The following is a 24,234-nucleotide window of genomic DNA, read 5'->3' on the forward strand; positions in this document are numbered from 1 at the left end:
CGACGAAGTCGGCGCGGGGGTGGTCATGAAAACAGCGGCGAGGCGCCCGATTCGGCGGTGCTCGCGTGGGTGCGGAACAGACCAAACAGTTCGCGCCCGGTGCCATGGGCATTGTGGCTGAGGTCGGGGTGCTGCACGGCACGCGCGGCGAGTGTGGCGGCATCGACTTCCAGTTCCAGGATGCCGCGCTCGCAATCGAGCGTGATCCAGTCGCCATCGTGCACCCGGGCAATCGGTCCGTCGGCCAGGGCCTCAGGGCTGATGTGGATGGCGGCGGGCACCTTGCCCGAGGCGCCGGACATGCGGCCGTCGGTGACCAGTGCGACCTTGAAACCTTTGTCCTGCAACACGGCCAGCGGCGGTGTGAGCTTGTGCAGCTCGGGCATGCCGTTGGCGCGCGGTCCCTGGTAGCGCACCACGGCGATCATGTCTTTCTCCAGCTGACCGGCGTTGAACAGGGCGAGCAGGTCTTGCTGGTCGCTGACCACCACGGCCTGGGCCCGCACCACGCGGTGCTCGGGCTTGACGGCCGAGACCTTGACCACGCTGCGGCCCAGGTTGCCGGTGAGCAGGCGCAGGCCGCCGTCGGCGCTGAAAGGCTCGGCGACTGGGCGCAACACGCTGGTGTCGGCACTCTGCCGCGGCACCGGGCGCCAGGCGAGCGCCTCGCCGTCCAGCCAGGGCTCCTGGGTGTACACCGCCAGGCCGTGGCCCATCACGGTGGTCACATCGCCATGCAGCAGGCCCGCAGCCAGCAGTTCCTGCATCAGGTAGCCCATGCCACCGGCGGCATGGAAATGGTTCACGTCGGCGCTGCCGTTGGGGTAGACGCGGGCCAGCAGCGGCACGACGGCGGAGAGCTCGGCGAAGTCGTCCCAGTCGATCAGCACGCCGGCTGTGTGCGCCATCGCCACCAGGTGCATGGTGTGGTTGGTCGAGCCACCGGTGGCCACCAGGCCAATGATGGCGTTGACGATGGATTTTTCCGTCACGATGTCGGCCAGGCAGATCGCCTCGCCGCCGGTGCGCCCGGTGTTGATCACCGCACGCCGCACCGCCTCGCGCGTGAGTGCATCGCGCAGTGGCGTGCCGGGGTTGACGAAGCTGGAGCCAGGCAGGTGCAGACCCATGATTTCCATCAGCATCTGGTTGCTGTTGGCGGTGCCGTAGAAAGTGCAGGTGCCGGGGCTGTGGTAAGCCTGCGCTTCGCTTTCCAGCAAGGCGTCTCGGCCGACCAGACCTTGTGCGTACTGCTGGCGCACCTTGGCCTTGGCGTCGTTGGAGAGACCTGTGGTCATGGGGCCGGCGGGCACGAAGGCGGCGCTGAGGTGGCCGTATTGCGTGGCGCCCATGAACAGGCCAGGCACGATCTTGTCGCAGATGCCGAGGAAGAGTGCGGCATCGAACACGTTGTGCGAAAGCGCCACCGCGGTGGACAGCGCGATCACGTCGCGCGAGAAGAGCGAGAGCTCCATGCCTTCGGCGCCCTGGGTGATGCCGTCGCACATGGCGGGCACGCCACCAGCCACCTGGGCCGTGGCGCCGAGGGTGCGCGCGTGCTGGCGGATGAATTCGGGGTAGGGCTCGTAGGGCTGGTGCGCCGAGAGCATGTCGTTGTAGGCGGTGACGATGCCCACATGCGGCGTGCGCTCGGCGTGGATTTTCAGCTTGTCGCTTGCAGGCAGGGCGGCGGTGGTGTGCGCCATGTTGGCGCAGCCCATGCCGGCGCGCTGCGGGCCGCTGCTGCGCTGCCGGGCCACGGTGTCAAGGTAGGTGGCGCGGGGTCCGGTGCTGCGTTCGATGATGCGTTGGGTGACGCGGTCGATGGTGGTGTGCAATGGGGCGTTCATGTTCGGGTCATCTCGCGTTCAGGCGGTCGGGGTAGGCGGGATTCGTGGCTCAGGTCAGCCAGACACTGACTGGCGTCTGATGCTGGTGCAGCACCAGCGACACGGGAGTTGCCGGATCGGCCTCGAGCAGGGCTTGGCGGTAAACGGCGTGTTTGGCCTCGCCGGCGATGGACAGCACCAGCTCACGGCTGGCCAGCAGCGCGGGCAAGGTCAGGGTCAGGCGCGCATGCGGCGCGGTGGCCGGGCGCACCCAGGCCAGCGGGCCGCTGCTGCGCAAGGCCTTTTCCAGGCCGGGTGCGTCGGGAAACAGCGAAGCGGTGTGGCCGTCTTCACCCATACCGAGCACGGCGACATCGATGGGCCAGTGGAGTTGCGCCAGGCGCCGGTTGGCCTGGCGCACCAGCTTGTCCAGCGCGGCGTCGTCCAGCGATTCGGGCACGGCGTCGAAAAAGGCCGGGAGCCTGGCGGCTGCAGCCTGGCCTTGCAGCAGATGCTGGCGGACCAGGGCGGTGTTGCTGTCGGCGTGATCGTGCTCAACACAACGCTCATCGACCAGGATCACGCTGACCTTGGCCCAGTCCAGCGGTTGCTGGCGCAGCGCTTCGAACAAGGCAGTCGGCGACTTGCCACCCGATACCGCGAGCAACGCTTGGCCGCGGTCGCTGATTGCGGTGCGCAGCTGGTTGGCCAGATGTGCCGCGAGACCGCGCGCCAGATCGGCCGCGCTCTTGGCGTGGTATTCCTTGACGTTGCGTGGCGGCCGGCGGGCCATCAGGCTTCTTCCACCCAGGCCGAGCCCTCCCGTGCCATCAGCGCAGAAGAGGCGGCGGGGCCCCAGGAGCCGGCGGTGTAGGCCTTGGGCTTTTCATTGAGCTGCGCCCAGCCGTCGAGGATGGGGTCGACCCAGGTCCAGGCGGCTTCGAGCTCGTCGCGGCGCATGAAGTGGGTGAGGCGACCTTTGATCACGTCCATCAGCAGGCGCTCGTAGGCCTCGGCACGGCGCTCGGTGAAGGCCGATTCGAGGTCAAGGTTGAGATTGACCGGGCGCAGGCGCATGCCGCTGCCTGGCTCCTTGGCCATCATCTGCAACTGCACATGTTCTTCCGGCTGCAGGCGGATCATGAGGCGGTTGACCGACTGGCGAGGCGAGTCGGTGAACAGCCGGTAGGGCAGGTCGGCAAACTCGATCACAATTTCGGAGCGGCGCTCGGCCATGCGCTTGCCAGTGCGCAGGAAGATCGGCACATTGGCCCAGCGCCAGTTGTTGATGTGGGCACGAAGGGCGACGAAGGTCTCGGTGCCGCTGTCGGCCGGCACGTTGTCTTCCTTCAGGTAGCCAATGGCCGAGCCGCCGTTGGAGGCGCCAGCGCTGTACTGACCACGCACCGTGTCGCGCGCCACGTCGGCCACCGTCATCGGACGCAACGAGCGCAGCACCTTGAGTTTTTCGTCGCGCACCGCGTCGGGGTCGAGCGATACCGGCGGCTCCATGGCCACGATGCACAGCAGCTGCAGCAAGTGGTTTTGCACCATGTCGCGCAGCGCACCGGTGCCGTCGTAAAAGCCGGCGCGGCTGCCCACGCCCACGCTTTCGGCCACGGTGATCTGCACGCTCTTGATGTACGGGCTGCGCCACAGCGGCTCGAAGATGGTGTTGCCAAAGCGCAGCACCATGAGGTTTTGCACCGTCTCCTTGCCCAGGTAGTGGTCGATGCGAAAGATCTGAGATTCCTGGAAGTACCGCCCCACCTCATCGTTGATGGCCTGAGCCGATGCGAGGTCGTGACCCAGGGGCTTCTCCAGCACCACGCGCGACGCGGTGTCGATCAGCTGGGCGCCGGCGAGGTGGGCGCAGATGTCCGTGAACAGCGTGGGCGCGGTGGCGAGGTAGTACACCCGGTCCGAGCCGTTCTGCAAGGCCTGGCCCAGCGCCTGGTAGTCGGCGCTCTGCGTGGCATCGAGGCAGACGTAGTTCAGCCGGTCCAGGAAGCGCTGCCAGGTATCGCCCTCGCGAGCCGCGGCAGCGATGAAGGGCGTCACCTTATCCTGCACGAAGCCCAGGAAAGTGTCGCGATCCCAGGGCTGCCGTCCCAGCGCATGGATGCGGGTGGAAGCGGGCAGGTTGTTGTGCAGGTGCGCCATATACAGCGCCGGCAGCAGCTTGCGCACCGAGAGGTCACCTGCACCACCAAAGATCACCAGATCGAGTGGGGCCGAGGAGGTTTGGGCGGGCGCAGTCTTGGGCATGGTTCTAATTTAGTTACTGTATCTGTCAAATTCTAATGTAATCAAGTTACATGGCGGGTACAAATTGCACCACACGCGGATGCCTTCCTGGTGCGTGGCGTCAAACCGCCCGGAACGCTGGACGGGATGTCGCCAGCCGAGCATTCACGTTGGCCGGGCTGGGCGGTACACAGCCGGTCTGCTGCAGGCACAAGCCGTATGGCACACAACCTCTTGCACATCCTGCTCGTTCAGCGCCAGTTCGTCTACCCGGTTCGCGGTCTGGAGACTCGGCCGCTTGACCAGGGTCACCAGCAGACTGGCCAGAGACCCGGAGGCCGGCAGCGCGAAGAGGTGGATCAGTTGAGCTGGATGGGCGCCGGTGCACTGGCTTGCAAACCTTGCGCAGTGAGGTGCAGCACGCGCTGGGCGCGCGCCGCAGCTGCTTCCGAGTGGGTCACCAACACCAGGGACGCGCCGCTCTCGGCCGTCTGGTCCTGCAGCACCTGCAGCACCTGCGCAGCGGTGCGCGGGTCGAGGTTGCCGGTGGGTTCGTCGGCCAGGATCAGGTGTGGCTTGTGCACCAGTGCTCGCGCAATCGCCACGCGCTGCAGTTGCCCGCCGGAAAGTTGTGAGGGCAGGCGCTCGCCTAGGCCCTGCAGGCCAACGGCATCCAGCATCTGTGCCACGCGCGCCGCATCGGGCTTTTGCAGCAACAGCAAAGGAAGGGCGACGTTTTGCGTCACATCCAGATGCGGCAGCACGTGAAAGGCCTGAAACACGAAACCCAGTTTTTCGCGCCGCCAGTGCGCACGCTCCACTTCGCTGAGCTGGCCGAGGTCCACGCCGTCGTGCACGATGCGGCCGGTCTGCCAGTCGTCCAGTGCGGCCATGCAGTTGAGCAGGCTGGACTTGCCCACACCCGACTCGCCGACGATGGCGATGAATTCACCCGGGGCCACCGTCAGGCTCACGTTGCTGAACACGGGGGTGCTGCCGTAGTGCTTGCCGAGCTGTTCGATCACCAGGCTCATGGGATGGCTTCCTGTCTGACGCCCAGCAGCGCGCCAGCCCAGCGCAAGACCTGTTCCTGCGCATTCGGCGCATCGCAGGTCACGACCGCGCGTTCTGGCATGGAGCGCAACCAGGTGAGCTGGCGTTTGGCAAGCTGGCGGGTGGCGAAAATGCCGCGGTCGCGCAAGGCGGCCAGCTGGGCCGCTGTGGGCGCATCGTGGGTTTCGACGAGCAGTTCCCAGGCCTGCCGGTAGCCCACACAGCGCATCGCGGGCAGGTCGGCATGCAGGTCGCCTCGTGCGCGCAGACCGCGCACTTCATCGACAAAGCCTTGCCTCAGCATGGCGTCAAAACGCTCGGCGATGCGCTGGTGCAGCCAGGCCCGATCGGAGGGCTCCAGCGACAGCATGGCGCCTGCCGCGATGGGGCTGGCCTGGGCAGCGCCCCCGGTCTGCAGGCTGGACAGCGGCTGGCCGCTGATCGTGTGCACTTCGAGTGCGCGTGCGATGCGCTGCGCGTCGTTGGGAAACAGCCGAGCTGCCGTGATTGGGTCCACCCGCTGCAACTCGGCGTGCAGTGCAGGCCAGCCCAGAGCCTCGGCACGCGCAGCAATGGTCTGGCGCACTGCGGCATCGGCCGCGGGCATGGCGTCGAGCCCCTGCATCAAGGCCTTGAAATACAGCATGGTGCCGCCGACCAGCAGGGCGGTGCGCCCGCGCGCCTGGATCTCGTCGATCAGGCCACGGGCGTCATTCACAAACTCAGCGGCGCTGTAGGCGTTCAGCGGGTCGCGGATGTCGATCAGGTGATGCGGCACTTGCGCGCGCTCGGTCGCACTGGGTTTGGCGGTGCCGATGTCCATGCCGCGGTAGACGAGCGCTGAGTCCACGCTCACGATCTCCACCGGCCAGCGCTCGGCGATCGCCAGCGCGGCCGCGGTCTTGCCGCTGGCGGTCGGCCCGGCGATGGCCAGGCATGCGGCGGTTGTTTGCGCCAGGCTCATGGTTTGGATGACGTCGAGCCCCCGATCGCGGAGGCGGAGGCGTCAGCGTCCAGCGCATGCCGTGGAACCGGCTCTGCCGGGCCACTGGCATGGTCCCCCCCGCGGGGGGGGGAAGTCGCGAAGCGGCGCAGGGGGGGCTCCTTGCTCTCTCCGTGCCGCTGCACCAGCGTCCACGCCGTGGCGGCAATCAGCACACTCCAGAACCAGATGCCGTTGGTGAGCGGCAGCACGGAGCCGCTGCCAGCGGCGATGCCCGCCAGGCTGGTGCCCAGCCAGCCGCCCATGCAAAAGGCAGCGATCATCATGAAGAAGCCGCTCAGCGCTGAGGCGGCACCAGCCGACTTCGGGAACGGGCCGACGGCTCCGCTCTGGCCGCAGGGCTGGTGCACACCGTGACCCAGCATGAACAGATAGAAAGGCAACATGATGGCCCACACGCTCTGCACGCCCAGCAGCGCCAGCACGCCCATCGTGGTGCCCGCCGTCAGCGTGCAGGCGCCGGCAATCGCCACGGTGCGCTGCACGCCAAAGCGCGGCAACAGGCGCCGGCAGACGAAGGTGCCGATGATGTAGCTCAGAGACATTGAAAACATCAACACGCCGTAGCCTGTCTTGGAGACGCCCAGCACCTGGATGAACACGAAGGACGAGGCAGCCAGAAAGGTGAACAGGCCGCCGTATGACGTGGTGGCCAGCAGGGCGTAGGCCCAGAAGGTCGGGTGGCGCAGGATGCCAGCCCAGGCTTGCACCAGGGCGACGGGGCGCAGCGGTTGCCGGTTTTCCCGGGCCAGGGTTTCTTCGAATCGCCAGACGATCAGCGCCAGCGTGACGGCGCCAAACACGGCCAGCACGGACAAGGCCGCGCGCCAGTCGAACACGTCGCTCAGCAAGCCGCCAAGTGGCGCACTGGCGCATGCGATCACACCCAGGCCCGTGAGTCCCTTGGACATCACCCGGGCGCCATCGGCTGGAGCGTAGAGGTCGCGCACGATGGCGCGCGCGCACATCACGCCGGCCCCCATGCCCACGCCCTGCAGAATCCGCCAGGCGATGAGCTGCTCCATGCTGATGGCCAGCGCGCTGCCAACGGCTGCCACCACATACAAGGCAGTGCCGATCAACAGAATGGGTCGGCGGCCGAAGCGGTCGGCCAGCGGCCCCCACACCATCTGCGACGCACCGAACGCCAGCAGCAGGCCGGTGAGCGTGAGCTGGGCCTGGGGCATGGAGGCCCCAAAGCCGCTGGTGAGCGCGGGCAGCGTGGGCAGATAGAGATCGGTGGTGACGGGCTGCAGGCCCAGCAGCAGGGAGAGCACCAGCACGATGAGCGCGGGCGACATGGCGGAGCGGGAGGCGGACATCCGCACGAGGGTAGCAGAGCGGCCCAGGGCCACCCGGCCCGGACTCAGGGGGTGGTCAGGCCGAACAGCTCCGCCAGCGCCACGCGGTACTGCGGCTGCCCCACCGAGTTGGTGTTGTGGTGCGACCCGTTTTCCACCAGCACAAACGCTTTCCTGCCGGTCGCGGCGTCAAACAGCCGGCGTCCCAGCTCGGGGCTGATCAGCCGGTCTTGCGCGCCATGCACCACCAGCAGCGGCGCGCCGATGTTCCCCACCCGCTTCACCGCCTCGAAGCGCTGGGTGATGAGGGGTGAAATCGGCAGCCAGCCCCATTTGAAGGTGCTGACCACATCGGGGATGGAGGTGAAGGTGCCTTCGACCACCGTTCCGGCTTCATCGCCCACCTGGGCCGCCAGCTCGACCGCGATCGCGCCGCCCAGCGAGTGACCGAAGATGTAGCGCGGTCGACCCGGGTATTGCTGCCCCAGCCAGTCCCAGGCTGCGCGGGCGTCTTCGTAGGCCAGGGTTTCAGAGGGCAGTTGCGCGGTGCTCTTGCCAAAGCCCCGGTAGTCGATGGCCAGTACCGAGAAGCCCAGCTCGTGCATGCGCCGGGCCCGAAACGCCGAACCCACCACGTTGTAGCGCGCGCCGTGCAGGTACAGGAGCACCGGTGCGTCGGCGCGGGTATCGAAATCGGCCTGCGCCAGCCACAGGCCGTGCAGCTTGACCGGCTGCCCGGTCTCACGCGACTGGAAGTCGATCCAGACATCGCTCATGCCGGTGGAGGCTTCTTCGCCGCGCCACCAGGTGCGGTCCGACGGCTGGAAAATCCATTCGCGCTGCCGCTCGTCCAGCGTGGCGCAGCCAGCGAGCAGCCCGGCGCTAACCGCGCAAAGCAGCAACAGTTTCCAAAGGGTTCGCTTCATGGCATTGCATGATGCGCCCAGCGGGAGAAAGTTTCACGCTTGGCCGCCAGTGACCCCCGAGCGCAGTGGGTCGGGGTGCGTTCAGCGCAGCCCGGAACGGTACTTGGCCAGCATGAGTTGCTTGGCCTCTTCTTCTGCGCTCAGCGTTCCTGGTTTTTCGGCGGGTGTCTTGTCCGCAGCTGCCGTGGGTCCCGCGCGATCAGCGATGCGCTGAGACACCGAGGGTGCAGGCGCAGACGCGGTACGCGGACCAAACATCCTGCCGTTCAGGTAGTCGGCGTGTTCGCGCAGCTTGGGGTTCTGACTGGTGCGGGCTTCGTCCAGCACTTCTTTTGCATAAGCGAGGTCGTGCAAGAAGTGCTGCACGTCCAGGCTGCGGCCGAACTCCCTTCGCATGGGGATGACCATGCGAAGGGCGTAGTTCATCAGCCCACTGTCGGTGAAGTCGGGGGGTGAGGAGGCCATCTTGCGCTAGGTTCAGCGGATCAGTTCGGCGCGATCATTTCGCCGTGCTGGGTGATGTCCAGCCCCAGGCGCTCGGACTTCTCATCCACCCGCAAACCGACGGTGAGCTTGACGACCAGCAGAATCAGCACAGTCATGCCACCGGCATAGCCCATGACGACCAGCGCACCGATGGTGTTGGTCCACACGGTGGCGGTCACCGGTGCGATCGCCGACAGGGCGAACACCGGTACCAGCACCGTGCCCACCACGCCACCCAGACCATGCAGAGCAAACACGTCCAGCGTGTCGTCGATCCCGGTCTTGGCCTTGAAATTGGTCACGGCCAGGAAACACACCAAGCTGGCAGCGGTACCGATGGCGAGTGCACCCAGAATACCCACGTAGCCAGATGCCGGCGTGACGGCAATCAGGCCCGCGATGGCGCCTGTCGCCATGCCCAGCACGCTCATCTGGCCGCGTTTGACGTACTCGCACAGGCCCCATACAAAGGCGCTCGCGCTGGCGGCCACTTGAGTGGCCAGCAGAGCACCCACGGCGCGGGGACCGGCTTCGAACGCTGATCCGGCGTTGAACCCAAACCAGCCGGCCCACAGCAGGCCGGCCCCCATCACGGTGATCAGCAGGTTGTGCGGAATCATGGGCTCGGTGCCGAAGCCCTTGCGAGGACCCACCATCCAGGCCGCAGCCAGCCCGGAGGCGCCAGCCGCGACGTGCACGACGGTGCCGCCTGCGAAGTCCATGTGGCCCATGGCGGCCAGCCAGCCGGACGGCTGCCACACCCAGTGGGCGATCGGCGCATAGACCAGCAGAGTCCACAGGGCCGCAAACACCACCGTCGCGCCCAGGCGCATGCGCTCGACCGTGGCGCCAGAGATGATGGCGAAAGCAATGACGGCGAAAGAGAGCTGAAACAGGAAAAAGGCCGATTCCGGGATGGTGGGAGCGATCGGGTGTGCCAGGACGTTGGGCCCGACCAGGCCCTCGGCGAACAGTCGATCCATGCCGCCGAACCAGCCATTGCCAGGGGTGAACGCAATCGAATAGCCAATCATGGACCAGACCAGCGTCACCACTGCGGCCGATGCGAAGATGTGAGCGACCACCGACAGCGCGTTCTTCGTGCGCAGCATGCCGCTGTAGAAGAGCATGAGGCCGGGGATGGTCATGAGCAGCACCAGCACCGTGGCGATCAGCATCCACGCGGTGTTCCCGCCATCAAACTTTTTGATCGCCTCAGTGACCACGGCTGGCGCTGTTTGCGACCAGGCGGGTGATGCAATGAGCAAGGCGGCCGAGGCCGCTGCAAGCGTTCGAGAGCCTGCTTTGATGAGGGTCAGGGGACTGGCTCGCATGGAGAGCTCCGGTTGGCTGGTAAGTCCTTTATGTTAATTTGGTGACAGTCTCCATGCTGACTTTGTATACAAAATTCGCGCGACTTCCGTGATGTCTGCCACGTGGCGTCTTACAGGTGGTCGCCGTCGGGCGCTTGGCGGAAGTCCGCTACTGCCTATTTGCCACGCAGAAAAAGGGCGTCCAGCTCCCGCATGCCCATTTGCTTCCAGGTCGGGCGACCGTGGTTGCACTGATCGGAGCGTTCGGTTACCTCCATCTGCCGCAGCAGCGCGTTCATCTCGTCCAGCGTGAGACGGCGGTTGGCGCGCACCGCGCCGTGGCAGGCCATGGTGGCCAGCAGCTCGTTTTGAGCCCGCTCGATCACGCGGCTGGCGTCGTGTTGCGACAGTTCGGCCAGCACGCTGCGCGCCAGCTCCACTGGATCGCCCTGGGCCAGCGTGCTCGGTACGGCCCGCACCGCCAGCGTCTTGGGGGAAAACGGGGTGATTTCCAGCCCAAGCTGGGCCAGCACCTCGCTCGCGTCTTCGGCGGTGGCGACCTCCGCTGGCGTGGCCGCGAAGGTGGCGGGAATCAGGAGCGGCTGGCTGGTGATCTGATGGGCGTCCAGCTGTTGCTTGAGGCGCTCGTAGACGATGCGTTCGTGCGCGGCGTGCATGTCGACCACCACCAGGCCCTGCGTGTTTTCAGCCAGGATGTACACCCCCTGCAGCTGCGCGATGGCACGGCCCAGGGGCCAGTCACCTGCCGGCAAGTGAACTGGCGGCGCGGCGTTCACCAGCGGACCTGATCCCTGAGCCGCTGCAGCCGTCGATGGGCCGCTGGACCACAAGGCCTCGACATCGCTGACCCGGTGGCCCATCGCGTCAGGGCGCTGCCAGGCCAGCGGTACCTGTTGCCCGGCCCAGGCTGCAGCGTGTGCGGTGGCCGAGGGGCCCGGCGCCGTCTCTGTGAACGATGCATCCGGGGTCTGGCCTGCTGCGACGGAGCGTGGCACCGCCAACGCTGACTCGACCGCGTGGCGCACGCCCTGGTGCACCTCGCGGCCGTCGCGAAACCGCACCTCGATCTTGGTCGGGTGAACGTTCACATCGACCCGCATTGGGTCGAGTGCGACAAACAGCGCGTACACGGGCTGGCGGTGGCCGTGCAGCACGTCCTCGTAAGCGCTGCGCGCTGCGTGGGTGATGGTCTTGTCGCGCACATAGCGGCCGTTCACATAAGCGAACTGCCAGTCGGCGCGCGAGCGCGCTGCGTCGGGCACGCCAGCGAAGCCCCACACGCGCAGCGGCTGGCGCAAGCGCTGGTCTTGCTCAGGCGCGGTCTCGGTGATGGGCCAGTCCACCGCCACCGCCTGCTCGACAAAGTCCGCGCCCAGCACATCGGCGAGACGCTGGCGCAGCGCGTCCAGACCCTGACCGGCAACCGCGCGCCATTGCGCGACCAGCTTGCCGTCGTGCCAGATGGCGAACCCCACGTCGGGCCGGGCCAGCGCATGGCGCCTCACGGCTTCAATGCAGTGCGCCAGTTCGGTGGCGTCGGTCTTGAGGAACTTGCGTCGCGCGGGGGTGGCGAAAAAGAGTTCACGCACTTCGACTGTGGTTCCCACCGCTCGGGCGACGGGTTGCAGCTCGCCGCTGCGGCCGTCGAGCAGCCAGCCGTGCGGCTCGATGCCCGTGTCCACCCGGGTGAGCAGCGACACCTCGGCAATCGAGCAGATGGCGGCGAGCGCTTCGCCGCGAAAGCCCATGGTGTGCACCGACTCCAGGTCGGACAGGCTGGCGATTTTGCTGGTGGCGTGGCGTTTGAGCGCGGTGGGCAGCTCGGCGCGCAGGATGCCGCAGCCGTTGTCTTCCACGCTGATGAGCCGCACGCCACCCGCCTGCAACCGCACCGTGATCAGAGTAGCGCCTGCGTCCAGCGCGTTGTCCACCAGCTCGCGCACCACCGAGGCCGGGCGCTCGACCACCTCGCCAGCCGCGATCTGGCTGATCAGCTCATCGGGCAGTTCGCGGATGGGTCGGCGAGGGGAGGGCGAGGACAGGTTGGTCACCCTGAAATTCTAGGCGTCGCGGTCTGAGCGGGCGAAAAGGGATAATCGCGACCACCTTGCCCAGGGCTTGCAGCCCCCGATCCACCGACTCACGAGCTCCCCTTGAAACTGTTCGAACCGCTGTACGACCGCGTCATCACCTGGAGCCGCCACCCCAAGGCGCCCTGGTACCTGGGCGGCCTCAGTTTCGCTGAATCGTCCTTTTTCCCCATCCCGCCCGACGTGATGCTCATGCCGATGTGCCTGGCGCGCCCGAATCGCTGGTGGCAGCTGGCTTTGCTCACGACACTTACGTCGGTGTTGGGCGGCTTGCTTGGGTACATCCTGGGCGCCTGGGCACTGGACGCCCTGATCCCCTGGGTCGACCAGATGGGCTGGACGGGCAAGCTGGCCACTGCGCAGAGCTGGTTTGACCGCTGGGGTTTTGCCGCGGTCTTCATCGCCGGCTTTTCGCCCATCCCCTACAAAGTGTTCACTCTGGCGGCGGGCGGCATGGGCATGGCCGTGATCCCGTTTGTGGCGGCGTCCATCGTGGGCCGGGGCGGTCGTTTTTTTCTGGTGAGCTGGCTCATGGCCCGCTTCGGCCCCGCCATGGAGCCCCGCATCCGCCCGTTCATGGAGTGGATGGGGTGGGGCGCCGTGGTGCTGGTGGGCGTGGTCTACCTGGCTTTGCGCTGACGCCTGCTCTGCGAGGGCAGCGCCACAAAGACGTCGTTGATTCAGGCCAGTCTGGAACGGACCGCGCCGCATAGCCTGAGTCGCCCGTCAGGGTCGACGCCGAAGGCGGCGCGGGAAACCCTCAGACCGATCGGCTGCGTGCCAGTGGCGGGTTCTGCGAAAAGTATTTGACGATGCCCTTGAGCAGCGCATCAGCGAGGCTGTTCTGATAGGACTCGCTTTTCAGCCGCACCTCTTCCTCCGGATTGCTGATGAAGGCGGTTTCGACCAGCACGCTGGGGATGTCTGGCGCCTTGAGCACCGCAAAGCCGGCCTGCTCGACCCGCGGCTTGTGCAGCCTACCGACACGACCCACCTCGACCAGCATGGCGCTGCCCAGCTTCAGGCTGTCCTTGATCTGGGCGGTGGTGCTCATGTCGAGCAGGGCACGCTGCAGGGTGGCGTCTTTGCTCTTGACGTTGACGCCACCGACCAGATCGGCGGCGTTTTCCTTGTTGGCCATCCAGCGCGCCGCCGCGCTGCTCGCGCCTCTGGTGCTCAGCGCAAACACGCTCGCGCCTTGTGGCTTGGGGGTGTAGAAGGCGTCGGCGTGGATGCTGATGAACAGATCGGCACTCACGCGCTGGGCTTTTTGCACGCGCACGTTGAGCGGCACGAAGAAGTCGGCGTCGCGCGTGAGGAAGGCGCGCATGGGGCTGCCGTTGACCTTGGTGGCGTTGATGCGGTCGCGCAGCTTGTGCGCCACCTGAAGCACCACGTCTTTTTCCCGCGTGCCCCCTGGGCCGATGGCCCCCGGGTCCTCGCCGCCATGGCCTGGGTCGAGCGCCACGATGATGAGGCGGTCGGTGGGCCGCTGATTGCTGGCCGCGCGGGGCGCGGCAGGTGCAGACCGATTGGCGCTCACGGTAGCGCCCACGCCAGCGCGATCGGTGCCAGATGGGGTGGGCGGCGTGCTCGCGGCCACGGTGGGACCAGGCAGGCGGTTGGGTGAAATGCGTTCGGCGATCAGATCGCCCAGAGGATCGTTGATCGCGGCGCTGCCCAGCGCATCGGTTTCTCCGCCCAGCAGGCGCGCTGCGCGCTCGCTGGCCGCGTCAAGCTCGCGCACGCGCTGCGCGATCAGCTGCTCCAGCGGGTCGGGCGGGTTGAAGGGAAAGATATCGAGCACCAGGCGGTGCTGGTAGGCCGCCACTGGCGCCAGATTGAACACCTGGGGTTTGACCGCTTGCTTGAGCGCAAGATCGAGCCACACCCGGTTGGGGATGGAAGGCACCACGCGGATGCTCGAAATGTTGGGGTCGCTGCTGCGCAACTGGCCGACCAGCTCGCGCAGCCCCGCGACCAGGTCGAGGCCTTCGATCTCGACCTGCAGGCGTTTCGGGTCGGTGTCGATGATCTCGCGCACCTTGAGTTCGCCGTCGGACTCGATGGTCACCCGCGTGTAGTCCTGCGCCGGCCACAGCCGCACCGCCACCACGCTGGCACCGCGCGCAATCTGCTGGGTGCCGATCAGCAGCACCAGGGACCCCACCCGCAGCAGCGAGCGGCGGTTGAGCGCAGCCGGCAGTCTCATCATGCCTGCAGGGCGGCAAGCAGTTGCTCGCCGGTGGGGCTTAGCGGGGTCACGGTCACCTGGCGTGGCGTATCTTCATCGTCGGACGGGAAAGCGTCGTTCATGGGTGCGGTTTGTAAGTGAATTTGGGCGTCCATGGGCGGCAGGTAAGCAGCGGCGCGCTCGGGCCACTCCACCAGCTTGAGGCCAGGACTGGTGAAAAGTTCGCGAAAGCCGGCGTCTTCCCATTCGCGCGGATCGTTGAAGCGGTAGAAATCGAAGTGCCAGATCATGAGCGGCACTCCGGGTGGCTGGTGTGCGCAGGCATCGGCGGTGTGAGGCTCGACCACCGCGTAGGTGGGGCTCTTGATGCGGCCCTGCACGCCGAGTGCGCGAAGCAGGTGCCGAACCAGGGTGGTTTTGCCAGCGCCCAGGTCTCCCTGCAATGAGAGGCTGCAATTCACGATGGCAGGACAGGCCGCCAGGCGGCGGGCAAATGCCTGCGTCTCGGCTTCAGACGCCCATTGAGTTACCCACGCCGCGGGGCGCAGCTTTTCTACAATGGAAGGCTCATGAAGGCGGAAATCGATGCTGTTCAACTCGTCTCAGACATAGCGGTTTGGGCCGAAGAGCTGTCATTTTCGCAAATTGCGGTGGCCGGGGTGGATCTGTCGACCGCTGAACCGGGTCTGAAAGCCTGGTTGTCGCAAGGATGTCACGGTGAGATGACCTACATGGCGCGGCATGGCATGGCGCGAGCGCGTCCCGCCGAACTGGTGCCCGGTACGCTGAGCGTGATCACCGTGCGCATGGACTATCTGCCGAGCGGCACGCCCGATGAATGGCAGACCCGCGAGCTTGCGCGCTTGCAGCGACCGGGGGAAGCCGTGGTGTCGCTTTATGCGCGAGGCAGGGACTATCACAAGGTGCTGCGTGCGCGCCTGCAAAAGCTCGCCTGTCGCATCGAAGCAGCGGTGGGGCCGCTGGGTCACCGCGTATTCACCGATTCCGCGCCCGTGCTTGAAGCCGAGCTGGCGGTGCGCAGCGGCCAGGGCTGGCGCGGCAAGCACACGCTGGTGCTCCACCGCGAGGGTGGTTCCATGTTTTTCCTGGGCGAGATCTTTGTCGATATCGCGCTGCCACCCGGCAAACCGGTGTCCGACCACTGCGGAGCCTGCAGCGCCTGCATCAGCGCCTGCCCGACCCAGGCCATCGTGGCTCCAGGGCGGCTTGATGCGCGCCTTTGCATCTCTTACCTCACGATCGAGCACGCCGGCGCGATTCCCGAGGCGCTGCGCCCGCTCATCGGCAACCGGATCTATGGCTGCGACGACTGTCAGCTGGTCTGCCCCTGGAACAAATACGCCCAGCGCAGCCCCTTGCCCGACTTTGACTCGCGCGAGGGCCTGTCGGGCGCCACGCTGGTCGAGCTGTTCGGCTGGACCGAAGCCGAGTTCCTGCGCCGCACCGAGGGCAGCCCGATCCGGCGCATCGGCCACGAGCGCTGGCAACGCAACATTGCCGTGGCTCTGGGCAACGCTTTGCGTGTCTTGCCCGCTGTTGACGCCTCACCGTTGCGCGCCGCGCTGGCGCAGTCTGCCGAGCACCCGAGCGCGCTGGTGCGAGAGCATGTGGTGTGGGCGCTGGCGCAGTCGTCGCAGGCGTAGCGCTGTCGCGGCTTGCGCTTGAGCCGCTTGCCGCTTGGATGCTTCGGCAGCACCAGAGCGAAGACCACGCGCTCGGGGGCCTTGAAGCGCGCCGTTTGTTCGCTGCAGTGCGCCACCACCTCGTCTTCGCTCAGCGCGTGCCCGGCTTTGGGCACCACGATCACCGTGACCGCCTCGCCCCACTTGGCATCGGGCAGGTCGTCCACCGCCACCTCGCTCACCGCAGGCAGGCGGTCAGTCAACGCTTCCACCTCGCGGCTGGCCACCCTTTTCGCCGCTGGTCTTGACCCTGTCCGTCTTGCGATCGACCGCGTTGATGCAGCCCTCCTTGTCGATCGCCGCCAGATGCGCCACGGCGCCGCCTGCCGCCGAAAGGGCCGGGTGAATCCACGTCGATGGTTTGGACTTGGGCCCGTGCCGAATGCGAGGACTATCATCTTCTTATGGACCCCATCTCCAGCGCCCAAACAGCCCTCAGCCACTGGGGTACGCGGGTGCGCGCGACGTGGGTGGCCTGGTGGCATGTGCTGTTGCTGGGCGCGCAGATCGTGGTGCTGGCCTTCATGCCATCGAGCTACCGACATGGTGCTCAGCGCGCCGCGGTGTTGAGCAATCTCTACCTGGCTACCGCGCCCTTGCTGACGGGTTTTCTGGTGCTCTCGGCGCTGGTGAGCGTGGTGCTGATCCGCATCGTCGTGGCCACTGCGCTCAGCTATGGGCTCACGCAGTACGCGCTGGAGGTGCTGGTGCGCACGCTGGTGCTGGAGCTGATCCCGCTCTACGCCGCCCTTTTTGTGGCCGTGCGCTATGCGATGCCAGGCGCGCAGAGGGTGCGCAAGAAGCTGTCCGATCTGCAGCGCGCAGGTGGCGAGGTGGATGAGCAGGCTTTGCTGCGCAGCGAGTTGTTGCCGCGCGCGCTGGCCGCCGTTTTTTCCGTGCTGCTGCTGGCGGCGCTCAGCTGTGTGGTGGCGCTGGTGCTGACCTACCTCACCGTTTACGGGTTCTCACCCTGGGGCTTGCCCGGCTACACGCGCAGCGTGGGCGGGGTGTTCACCCCCGCGGTCACGCTGATCTTCAGCCTGAAGACGCTGTTTTTCAGCCTGGCGGTCGCGGTGGTGCCTCTGGCCGCCAGCGCGCAGCGAGACGCCCAGGGGCGGTACAGCCGACGCAGCGACATATCCGAATTTGCACGCCTGTTTTCGGTGGTGTTGCTGATCGAGGTCGTATCCCTGTTGGGCAACTACTATTGAGCCCCATGAACACGCCCAGCGCGCCCCCGCAGCCATCGCCCTCGGGCCTACCGCCCGATCCGCAGCCGCCAGTGAAATACCTGGAGCTGAAGGCCGCGCTCCTGCTGCTCCTCATGCTGGTGCTGGTGGTCGGTTCGGCGCTCTACGTGCTGTACGCCCGGGGTGCGTTCGAGCGCACCCAGCGCCTGGTGCTGATTTCCGACGACTCCGAGGGCGTGGTGGTCGGCATGGACATGACCTTCGCCGGATTTGCCATCGGACGGGTGGCACGCATTGAACTTGGTCCCGATGGCAATGCGCGCATCCTGATCGATGTGCCCGAGAAGGACGCGCGCTGGCTGCGCACCTCCAGCATCTTCACCATGGAGCGCAGCCTGGTCGGCAGTACCCGCATCCGCGCCTACAGCGGTGTGCTGGAAGACCCGCCGCTGCCCGATGGCGCCGAGCGCCAGGTGCTGCGTGGTGATGCGTCGGCCGAAATCCCGAGACTCACCGCGTCGATCCGCGACCTGCTGGACAACCTGAACGATCTCACCAAGGCCGGTGCACCGCTTTCTCAAAGCCTGGCCAATGTGCAGACCGCGACCGAAAAGCTCAACGGCCCGCAGGGTGCCATGGGCCTGCTGCTGGGCAACGAGACCGACGCCAGGAAGGTGGCCGCCGCACTGGACCGGGCCAACGCCTTGCTGGCGCGGGCCGATGGCCTGACCCAGCGGCTCGACACCCTGGTGGCCAATGCCGACCGCCAGGTATTCGGTACCGGCGCAGCACCTGGACAGGGCGGGTTGGTCAGCGACGCTCGCGCCACGGTGCAGCAGCTCAATGGCCTGCTGAGCGAGGCTCGCGGCACGCTGCAAAAGGTGGATGCGGTGCTGGTGGAAGCGCAAGGCATCGCCAGCAACACCCGCGAAGCCACGGTCGACCTGAGCGCGCTGCGCGCCGATGTGGAGGCCAGCCTGCGCAAGGTCGACGGGCTCGTGAACGAGATCAATCGCAAATGGCCGTTTGCGCGGGATACGGAGATCAGACTGCCGTGAACAAGATCACCCCCACGCCGACTTCGTTGTCACCCCCTCAACGGGGCGATGCCTGCGGTCCGGCGAAGCCGGCTCCGCGGTGTTTGCTGGGTGGCTTCTCTTCTATTGGACAGATGACTTCGTTTGCGCATTGGCTTGCGCTCAGCATTCTGGGCTTGATCCTAGCAGCCTGCTCCAGCACGCCCCCGCCCCCCGACTGGCAGATGAACGTCAAGGGCAGCGTGGAGCGGGCAGCCGATGCCTGGCTCAGCGGCAACAGCAAGATCGAGCTGGTGGAATTCGCACGCGCGCGCAGCGAAGTGGCACGGACCGGCCGGCCGGATCTGCTGGCCCGGGTGGAACTGCTGCGGTGCGCCACTCGGGTGGCGGCGCTGGAATTCGAACCTTGTGCCGGGTACGAGGCCCTCGCGGCAGACGCGGCGCCGGACGAGCAGGCCTACGCGCGGTATCTTGAAGGCAAGGCTCAGCCGGCGGATGCAGCTTTGCTGCCCGAGGTGCATCGAGGCCTAGCTGGTGGCTCGGCGTTGCCCGATGGCGCGCTGGCCGGTATTCAGGACCCACTTTCTCGCCTGGTTGCTGCTGGCGTTCTGCTGCGCCGCAGGCAGGCCACGCCTGGCGTGATCACACAGGCAGTGGGAGCCGCCTCGGCCCAGGGCTGGCGCCGGCCTTTGCTGGCCTGGCTGAAGGTGGAGCAGCAGCGGGCGCAGGCGGGGGGTGCGGCCGATGAGGTGGAAAGGATTCAGCGGCGGATAGATATGGTGCTGGTACCCGAACGCTGAAGACCTTATGGACTTTCGAGCGATAGCGATGTTGCGACTGCTTTGGGATCTGTACTTTGGCAAACAGGCGAAAGTATTTCGCTGTCGCTTCGACCTTCAGGAGTCCATGGAGCGACTCAAGCGTGCAACGGGTCGGTCTTTTCTGTCCTCATTCGCCGGGCAGTTTGCCATTGCCCACATCAGTGAATCCAGAGTTGTCTTGCATCGAGTCGTGCCTTTCATCGGCAACTCTTTTCGTCCCATTTTCTTTGGAAAGTTCGACGTCGTGGATGACCGGGTGGTTCTCCGCGGCGAATTCCGGCAGTCTCGGTGGACCATGGCTTTCAATGCAAGCTCTCTGGTGTTTATCTCTTGCTGGATGCTCTTGGCATTGGGAAGTGTCATGTCCGGGGCTATCAACGATTTGATGTTCCCTTTGTATGGTCTTCTCTTTTTCGGCCTCAGCGTGGGACTTACTTGGGTTGGGAAGTGGTTTGCGCGAGGAGAGGTGGAGTGGATTTCAGAGTTGATTCAGGCAGCGTTATCTGGCTACTGACCGCCGAGCACCCCGAGCGCAAACGGCAGGCTCACCATGCCCAGCAGGGTAGACAGCGTGACCAGGCCGGCCACGTAGGGGCCGTTGTAGCCCATGCGCGCGGCCAGCACATAGCAGCTGGAGGCGGTGGGCACGGCAGAGAACATGAGCAGCACCGTGGTCTGCACCGCATCGAGTGCAAAGAGCCTCGCGAAGCCGAAGGCCATGAGGGGCATGGCAAGGTGTTTGATGCTCAGCATCAGCAAGCCCAGCGTCTTGGCCGCCTGCAGCGAGCGGAACTGCATGCCGGCACCGGCGGCCATCAGGCCCAGGGCGAGGGCGGCCTGGCCGATGCGGGTCACGGTGGGGTCCAGCCATGGCGGGATGCTCAAGCCCAGCAGGTTGGCCACCAGGCCTGAGGCGGTACCGATGATGAGCGGGTTGCGCAGCAGCTCGCCAGCAAAGTGTTTTTCTGCGTGGCGCGCCATGGGCCAGACGGCAGCCACGTTCAGCAGCGGCACGGTTACGCCGATGATCACCGCAATGAGTTGCAGCCCTTGCGGACCGGCGACCTTGCTCGCCAGTGCCAGCGCGATGAACGAGTTGAAGCGAAACGCCACCTGCGAGCTGGCGGCGTGCAGGCGCAGGTCAAACCGCTTGCCGAGCCATGGCCAGTGCGGCAGCGAGTACGACAGGGCAATGCCACCGGCGGCCAGGCAGAGCGCTGCGCCGATCAGGCTGGAGGTGGCGCCCAGTTCCAGCGGGCTCTTCACGATCGCCTGGAACAGCAGCACCGGGAACAGGAAGTAGTAGACCAGGCTGTCGATCGAACTCCAGACCGAGCGATTCAGTGCGGTGAAGCGGCACAGCAGGTAGCCGATCAGGATCAGCGAAAAATCGGGGAAGAGCAGCTGGGCAAAGTTCACCGCGGGAGGTTACCCGATGAGCCGTGTGGCATCTGTGCTGGCTGTCGCCTTGGTCAGCGCTGCGGGGGTGGGTTGCAAGGCGTGAGCAGAGTGATGCCGCCATCGGACCGGAGCAGCTGGTGCATGGGCGCACAGCCGGCCGCGGTGCACCAGTCGTAGTCTGCCGTGTAGACGGACCGGGTTAGGCGCAGGCCATCAGGCGACCAGGTGGTGGGCGTGTATTCGTACCAGCCGTTGCGAAGCACCGCGTCGGCGGGCGGCTCCATGCCGGCGGCCGAGCCGCGCACGCGCGCTGTGAGCGCCTTGAGCGTGGGTGGTTCGCCCGGCACCACCGCATAGTCTTCCTCCCATCGCACCTTTTCGATCGAGTGGGTCCAGGCCAGGGTGAAGCGCTCCACCGGCACGAAGACCGGCACCGCCGCCGGCCCTGCCGCGGCGAGCGCCAGGCACACACCCAGCAGCGCCATGGCGCTCAGGCCGCCACAGCGCGCTGTGCCCGTGTGCGCCAGGCGTGCCAGGCAATGAACACCGCCACCGCGCCCAGGCCGATCTCGTCGGTCAGCGGCAGGGCGACGATGAGGAAGCTGGCCGCGCCAATGGCCACGATGCGTTCAGCCCAGTTCAGCGGACCAAACAGGAAGCCGATGGCACCCGCGCCCCACATGGCGATTGCCACCAGCGCCTTGAACACGATCCAGCTGGTATCCACCCAGGTGCCGCTCTGCAGCATGAGCGCCGGGCTGTAGACCGCCATGAAGGGCACGATGAAACCGGCGATGGCCACCCGGATCGCCTGCATGCTGATTTTCAGCCCGGTCTCGCGCGCGATGGGCGCCGCCGCGAAACAGGCCAGTGCCACCGGCGGTGTGAGGTCGGCCATGATGCCGAAATAGAACACGAACATGTGCGAGACGATCAGCGGCACGCCCAGTTCCAGCAGCACCGGTGCGGCGAGCGAGCTGGTGATGATGTAGTTGGGAATGGTGGGAATGCCCATGCCCAGCACCAGGCAAGTCAGCATGGTGAGCAAAAGCGCGAGAAACAGGCTCTCGCGCCCAATGGCGATGATGTGACCGCCAAGCTCGGCCGCCACGCCGGTGAGGTTGATCACACCGATGATCACGCCGACCAGGGCGCAGGCAATGGCCACGGGGAGTGCGTGGCGCGCGCCTTCCACCAGGGCCTTGATGGCCAGCGCACGGGCATCGGCGCCCACCTTGCGGATGTAGGTCAGTGCCACCAGCACCAGCGTCACCACAAAAAAGGCGATCACGCCAAATTGCAGGAAGCCCGCGCAGGCAAAGCCCAGCAGCACCCAGAACAGCATGCGCAAGGGCGTGCCCTGCACGCCACCGATCACGGCCGCACCAAAGATCAGGATCACCGTCAGTGCCAGACCCACGGAGCCGGAGAACAGCGGCGTGAAGCCGGAGAACAGCAAGGCCACCAGACCGGCCAGCGGAATCAGCAGGTACCAGCGCTCGCGCACCGCCGTCCAGGGGTTCGGACACTCTTCTTTGGGCAGGCCCACCAGCCCTTTGCGACCAGCCTCCAGGTGCACCATCCAGAACGCGGTGACGAAGTACAGGATGGCTGGGATCACCGCCGCCTGCACGATCTCCAGATAAGGTACGTTGATGGTCTCGGCCATGATGAATGCCACCGCGCCCATCACCGGCGGCATGATCTGTCCGCCCATGCTGGAAGTGGCTTCCACGCCGCCGGCAAACGCGGGGCTGTAGCCAAAGCGCTTCATGAGCGGAATGGTGAACTGCCCAGTGGTGACCACGTTGGCCACACCCGAGCCGTTGATGGTGCCCATGAGGCCCGAAGAAATCACCGACACCTTGGCCGGGCCGCCGCGCGTGTGGCCCACCGTGCCCATGGCGAAGTCGTTGAACAGCTTGATCATGCCGGCCTGTTCCAGAAAAGCGCCGAACAGGATGAACAGGAAAATGAAGGTGCTGGAGACGTAGGTGGGTGTGCCGTAGAAGCCTTCGGTACCGAAGCTGAGCGTGCTCACGATCTGGTCCACGCCATAGCCGCGGTGTGCCAGCATGCCCGGCAGGTGCTGACCGAACAGCGCGTAAAGCAGAAAGATGCCGCAGATCAACGGCAGACCCCAACCCATCACGCGCCTTGCCGCTTCGAACACCAGCACGGCCAGGATCACGCCCACCACCCAGTCGGCCTGAGTGAGGTCACCGGCGCGCTGCGTCAGGTCGGCCTCGAACACCCACTGGTAGAGCCCGGTCAGGAAACCCGCGATGCCCAGCACCCAGCCGAGTGCGCGCCAGCTGGCGCTCTTGCCATTCATGGGTGGATAAAGGCTGAAGATCATCAGCAGCACAAAGCCGACGTGGATCGCACGTATCACCTGGCTGGAAAGGGGATGGAACGACGCCATCCAGATCTGGTAGCACGAAAACGCGATCGCGATCCAGAAGAGGGCGCCGCGCACGGTGTTGCTTTGGTGTTGTTCGGCTTCGTTCATGGAGACATGTCCGCTGGAGGGCCTGGTCGGTGCCCACGTGACAGCGGCCCCGGGTGGGGCCGCTGACGAGAAAGGCGCGCCGTTGCCGCAGGGCTCGGGCGCGCCAGCCGGGCTTACTTGATCAGGCCAACTTCACGATAGTACTTCTCGGCGCCTGGATGCAGGGGGATCGGCATGCCCTTGATGGCGTTCTCGCGCTTGATCACTTTGGCCGCGTTGTGCGCGGCGTAGAGGGTTTCGATGTTGTCGTACATGGCCTTGGCCATGCGGTAGGCCACATCATCCGACACATCGCTGTGGGTCACCAGGAAGTTGGTGATGGCTGCCGTGGGGATGGCTTCGGTCTGGCCGGTGTAGGTGTTGGCCGGGATCATGGCGGGCTGGTAGGCCGCATCCCCCACCTTGGTCACCACATCGGCGGGCACCGGAATCACCACGATCTTGATCGCCGTGGACAGGTCACGGATCGAAGCCACGCCCAGGCCGGCAGACTGCAAGGTGGCGTCGAGCTGGCGGTTCTTCATCAGCTCCACCGACTCGCCAAAGCCCAGGTACTCCACCTTGGCCATGTCGGCGTAGTTCAGGCCGGCAGCCTTGAAGACGGCGCGCGCATTGAGCTCGGTGCCCGACTTGGCCGCGCCCACGGAGACGCGCTTGCCTTTGAGGTCGGCCAGGGTCTTGATGCCCGAGTCGGCGCTGGCCACGATCTGGATGTAGTTGTTGTAGGTGCCCGAGAGGCCGCGCAGCTTGTCCAGTTTCTTGGGGAAGCCGGCTTCGGCGTTGCCCTGCCAGGCGTCGGAGACGGCATCGCCCAGCGCAATGGCCAGCTCCCCCCGGCCGGCCTGGAGCAGGTTGAGGTTTTCGGCCGAGGCCTTGGTCACCTGTGCGGTGGAGCGCACGTTGGGGATGTCTTTGGCGAAGATCTGCGACAGCGCCACACCCACGGGGTAGTACACGCCGCTCTGGCCGCCGGTGAGGATGTTGATGAACTGCTGCTGCTGGGCCACAGCCGCGCCAGAGGCAACGGCGGCAGCGAGGCTGAGCCCCAGACCGACTTTGTGAAGCAAACGCATAGATGAATCTCCTGAGGGTGAAAGGGAAGCAGAC

General features: G+C 66.1%; 22 protein-coding genes and 1 pseudogene. 6 read left to right on the forward strand and 17 right to left on the reverse strand.

Going from position 1 to position 24,234, the window contains the following annotated elements; all coding sequences use genetic code 11:
* Positions 1-23: 23 nt before the first annotated feature.
* From edd to mutL, 10 genes are all read right to left on the reverse strand, one after another.
* Positions 24-1,850 carry a phosphogluconate dehydratase gene (gene edd, locus QUV25_RS07370; RefSeq protein ID WP_300862798.1) on the reverse strand — a complete coding sequence of 609 codons (1,827 nt, stop codon included), beginning with the start codon at positions 1,848-1,850 and terminating at the stop codon, positions 24-26.
* 49 nt (positions 1,851-1,899) lie between these two features.
* Entirely contained in the window at positions 1,900-2,622 is a 723-nt protein-coding gene (gene pgl, locus QUV25_RS07375) for a 6-phosphogluconolactonase (protein ID WP_300862801.1), read from the reverse strand.
* Positions 2,622-4,097 (reverse strand): glucose-6-phosphate dehydrogenase, encoded by a 1,476-nt coding sequence (zwf, locus tag QUV25_RS07380; protein ID WP_300862803.1) that lies wholly within the window; start codon positions 4,095-4,097, stop codon positions 2,622-2,624. Before zwf ends, pgl begins: the two co-directional genes overlap by 1 nt.
* A gap of 338 nt (positions 4,098-4,435) precedes the next feature.
* A complete protein-coding gene (locus QUV25_RS07385; RefSeq protein ID WP_300862805.1) occupies positions 4,436-5,110 on the reverse strand; it encodes an ABC transporter ATP-binding protein in 675 nt (224 codons plus the stop codon).
* Positions 5,107-6,093, reverse strand: coding sequence for a tRNA (adenosine(37)-N6)-dimethylallyltransferase MiaA (miaA, locus tag QUV25_RS07390; RefSeq protein WP_300862807.1), 987 nt, complete (start codon positions 6,091-6,093; stop codon positions 5,107-5,109). Before miaA ends, QUV25_RS07385 begins: the two co-directional genes overlap by 4 nt.
* Positions 6,090-7,454: a multidrug effflux MFS transporter gene (locus tag QUV25_RS07395; protein WP_300862809.1), complete on the reverse strand. Its 1,365-nt coding sequence runs from the start codon at positions 7,452-7,454 to the stop codon at positions 6,090-6,092. The genes miaA and QUV25_RS07395 overlap by 4 nt, the downstream gene beginning before the upstream one ends.
* A 44-nt stretch (positions 7,455-7,498) precedes the next feature.
* A complete protein-coding gene (locus tag QUV25_RS07400) occupies positions 7,499-8,359 on the reverse strand; it encodes an alpha/beta fold hydrolase (protein WP_300862811.1) in 861 nt (286 codons plus the stop codon).
* Positions 8,360-8,440: 81 nt separating this feature from the next.
* Positions 8,441-8,824 carry a hypothetical protein gene (locus QUV25_RS07405; protein ID WP_300862813.1) on the reverse strand — a complete coding sequence of 128 codons (384 nt, stop codon included), beginning with the start codon at positions 8,822-8,824 and terminating at the stop codon, positions 8,441-8,443.
* Between the two features lie 20 nt (positions 8,825-8,844).
* The gene (locus tag QUV25_RS07410) at positions 8,845-10,179 is read right to left on the reverse strand and encodes an ammonium transporter (RefSeq protein ID WP_300862815.1); all 1,335 of its coding nucleotides are present in this window, start codon (positions 10,177-10,179) and stop codon (positions 8,845-8,847) included.
* 155 nt (positions 10,180-10,334) lie between these two features.
* Positions 10,335-12,230, reverse strand: coding sequence for a DNA mismatch repair endonuclease MutL (gene mutL, locus QUV25_RS07415; protein ID WP_300862817.1), 1,896 nt, complete (start codon positions 12,228-12,230; stop codon positions 10,335-10,337).
* Between the two features lie 102 nt (positions 12,231-12,332).
* Between mutL and QUV25_RS07420 the strand changes: the two genes are divergently transcribed.
* A complete protein-coding gene (locus QUV25_RS07420) occupies positions 12,333-12,908 on the forward strand; it encodes a VTT domain-containing protein (protein WP_300862820.1) in 576 nt (191 codons plus the stop codon).
* 121 nt (positions 12,909-13,029) lie between these two features.
* Here the strand turns inward: QUV25_RS07420 and QUV25_RS07425 are convergent, their stop codons facing one another.
* Both QUV25_RS07425 and tsaE read right to left on the reverse strand, forming a co-directional pair.
* On the reverse strand, positions 13,030-14,484 hold the full coding sequence (locus QUV25_RS07425; RefSeq protein WP_300862821.1) for an N-acetylmuramoyl-L-alanine amidase: 1,455 nt from the start codon (positions 14,482-14,484) through the stop codon (positions 13,030-13,032).
* Entirely contained in the window at positions 14,481-15,011 is a 531-nt protein-coding gene (gene tsaE, locus QUV25_RS07430) for a tRNA (adenosine(37)-N6)-threonylcarbamoyltransferase complex ATPase subunit type 1 TsaE (protein ID WP_300863082.1), read from the reverse strand. Before tsaE ends, QUV25_RS07425 begins: the two co-directional genes overlap by 4 nt.
* Positions 15,012-15,032: 21 nt before the next feature.
* Between tsaE and queG the strand changes: the two genes are divergently transcribed.
* The gene (gene queG, locus QUV25_RS07435) at positions 15,033-16,127 is read left to right on the forward strand and encodes a tRNA epoxyqueuosine(34) reductase QueG (protein WP_300862824.1); all 1,095 of its coding nucleotides are present in this window, start codon (positions 15,033-15,035) and stop codon (positions 16,125-16,127) included.
* Positions 16,128-16,213: 86 nt separating this feature from the next.
* On the opposite strand, the pseudogene QUV25_RS07440 reads toward queG, so the two are convergent.
* Positions 16,214-16,651: pseudogene (locus tag QUV25_RS07440) on the reverse strand (hypothetical protein); the annotation flags it as partial.
* Here QUV25_RS07440 and QUV25_RS07445 point away from each other — a divergent pair.
* From QUV25_RS07445 to QUV25_RS07460, 4 genes are all read left to right on the forward strand, one after another.
* Entirely contained in the window at positions 16,571-17,377 is an 807-nt protein-coding gene (locus tag QUV25_RS07445; protein ID WP_300862827.1) for an ABC transporter permease, read from the forward strand. The pseudogene QUV25_RS07440 and the gene QUV25_RS07445 sit on opposite strands and share 81 nt — an antisense overlap.
* A 5-nt stretch (positions 17,378-17,382) precedes the next feature.
* Positions 17,383-18,414, forward strand: a complete 1,032-nt coding sequence (locus tag QUV25_RS07450) for a mammalian cell entry protein (protein ID WP_300862828.1) — start codon at positions 17,383-17,385, stop codon at positions 18,412-18,414.
* 155 nt (positions 18,415-18,569) lie between these two features.
* On the forward strand, positions 18,570-19,193 hold the full coding sequence (locus tag QUV25_RS07455) for a hypothetical protein (protein WP_300862830.1): 624 nt from the start codon (positions 18,570-18,572) through the stop codon (positions 19,191-19,193).
* 28 nt (positions 19,194-19,221) lie between these two features.
* Positions 19,222-19,728, forward strand: coding sequence for a hypothetical protein (locus tag QUV25_RS07460; protein WP_300862833.1), 507 nt, complete (start codon positions 19,222-19,224; stop codon positions 19,726-19,728).
* On the opposite strand, the gene QUV25_RS07465 is transcribed toward QUV25_RS07460, so the two are convergent.
* From QUV25_RS07465 to QUV25_RS07480, 4 genes are all read right to left on the reverse strand, one after another.
* Positions 19,722-20,633, reverse strand: a complete 912-nt coding sequence (locus QUV25_RS07465; RefSeq protein WP_300862835.1) for an AEC family transporter — start codon at positions 20,631-20,633, stop codon at positions 19,722-19,724. The genes QUV25_RS07460 and QUV25_RS07465 overlap by 7 nt on opposite strands.
* A 53-nt stretch (positions 20,634-20,686) precedes the next feature.
* Complete coding sequence (locus QUV25_RS07470; protein WP_300862837.1) at positions 20,687-21,100, reverse strand: DUF1850 domain-containing protein; 414 nt, start codon at positions 21,098-21,100, stop codon at positions 20,687-20,689.
* Positions 21,101-21,105: 5 nt separating this feature from the next.
* Positions 21,106-23,127: a TRAP transporter permease gene (locus tag QUV25_RS07475; protein WP_300862839.1), complete on the reverse strand. Its 2,022-nt coding sequence runs from the start codon at positions 23,125-23,127 to the stop codon at positions 21,106-21,108.
* A 113-nt stretch (positions 23,128-23,240) separates the two neighbouring features.
* The gene (locus QUV25_RS07480) at positions 23,241-24,200 is read right to left on the reverse strand and encodes a TAXI family TRAP transporter solute-binding subunit (protein ID WP_300862842.1); all 960 of its coding nucleotides are present in this window, start codon (positions 24,198-24,200) and stop codon (positions 23,241-23,243) included.
* Positions 24,201-24,234: the final 34 nt, after the last annotated feature.

Source organism: Hydrogenophaga sp. (genome assembly GCF_030373245.1).
In the GTDB taxonomy this organism is placed as follows: domain Bacteria; phylum Pseudomonadota; class Gammaproteobacteria; order Burkholderiales; family Burkholderiaceae_C; genus Hydrogenophaga.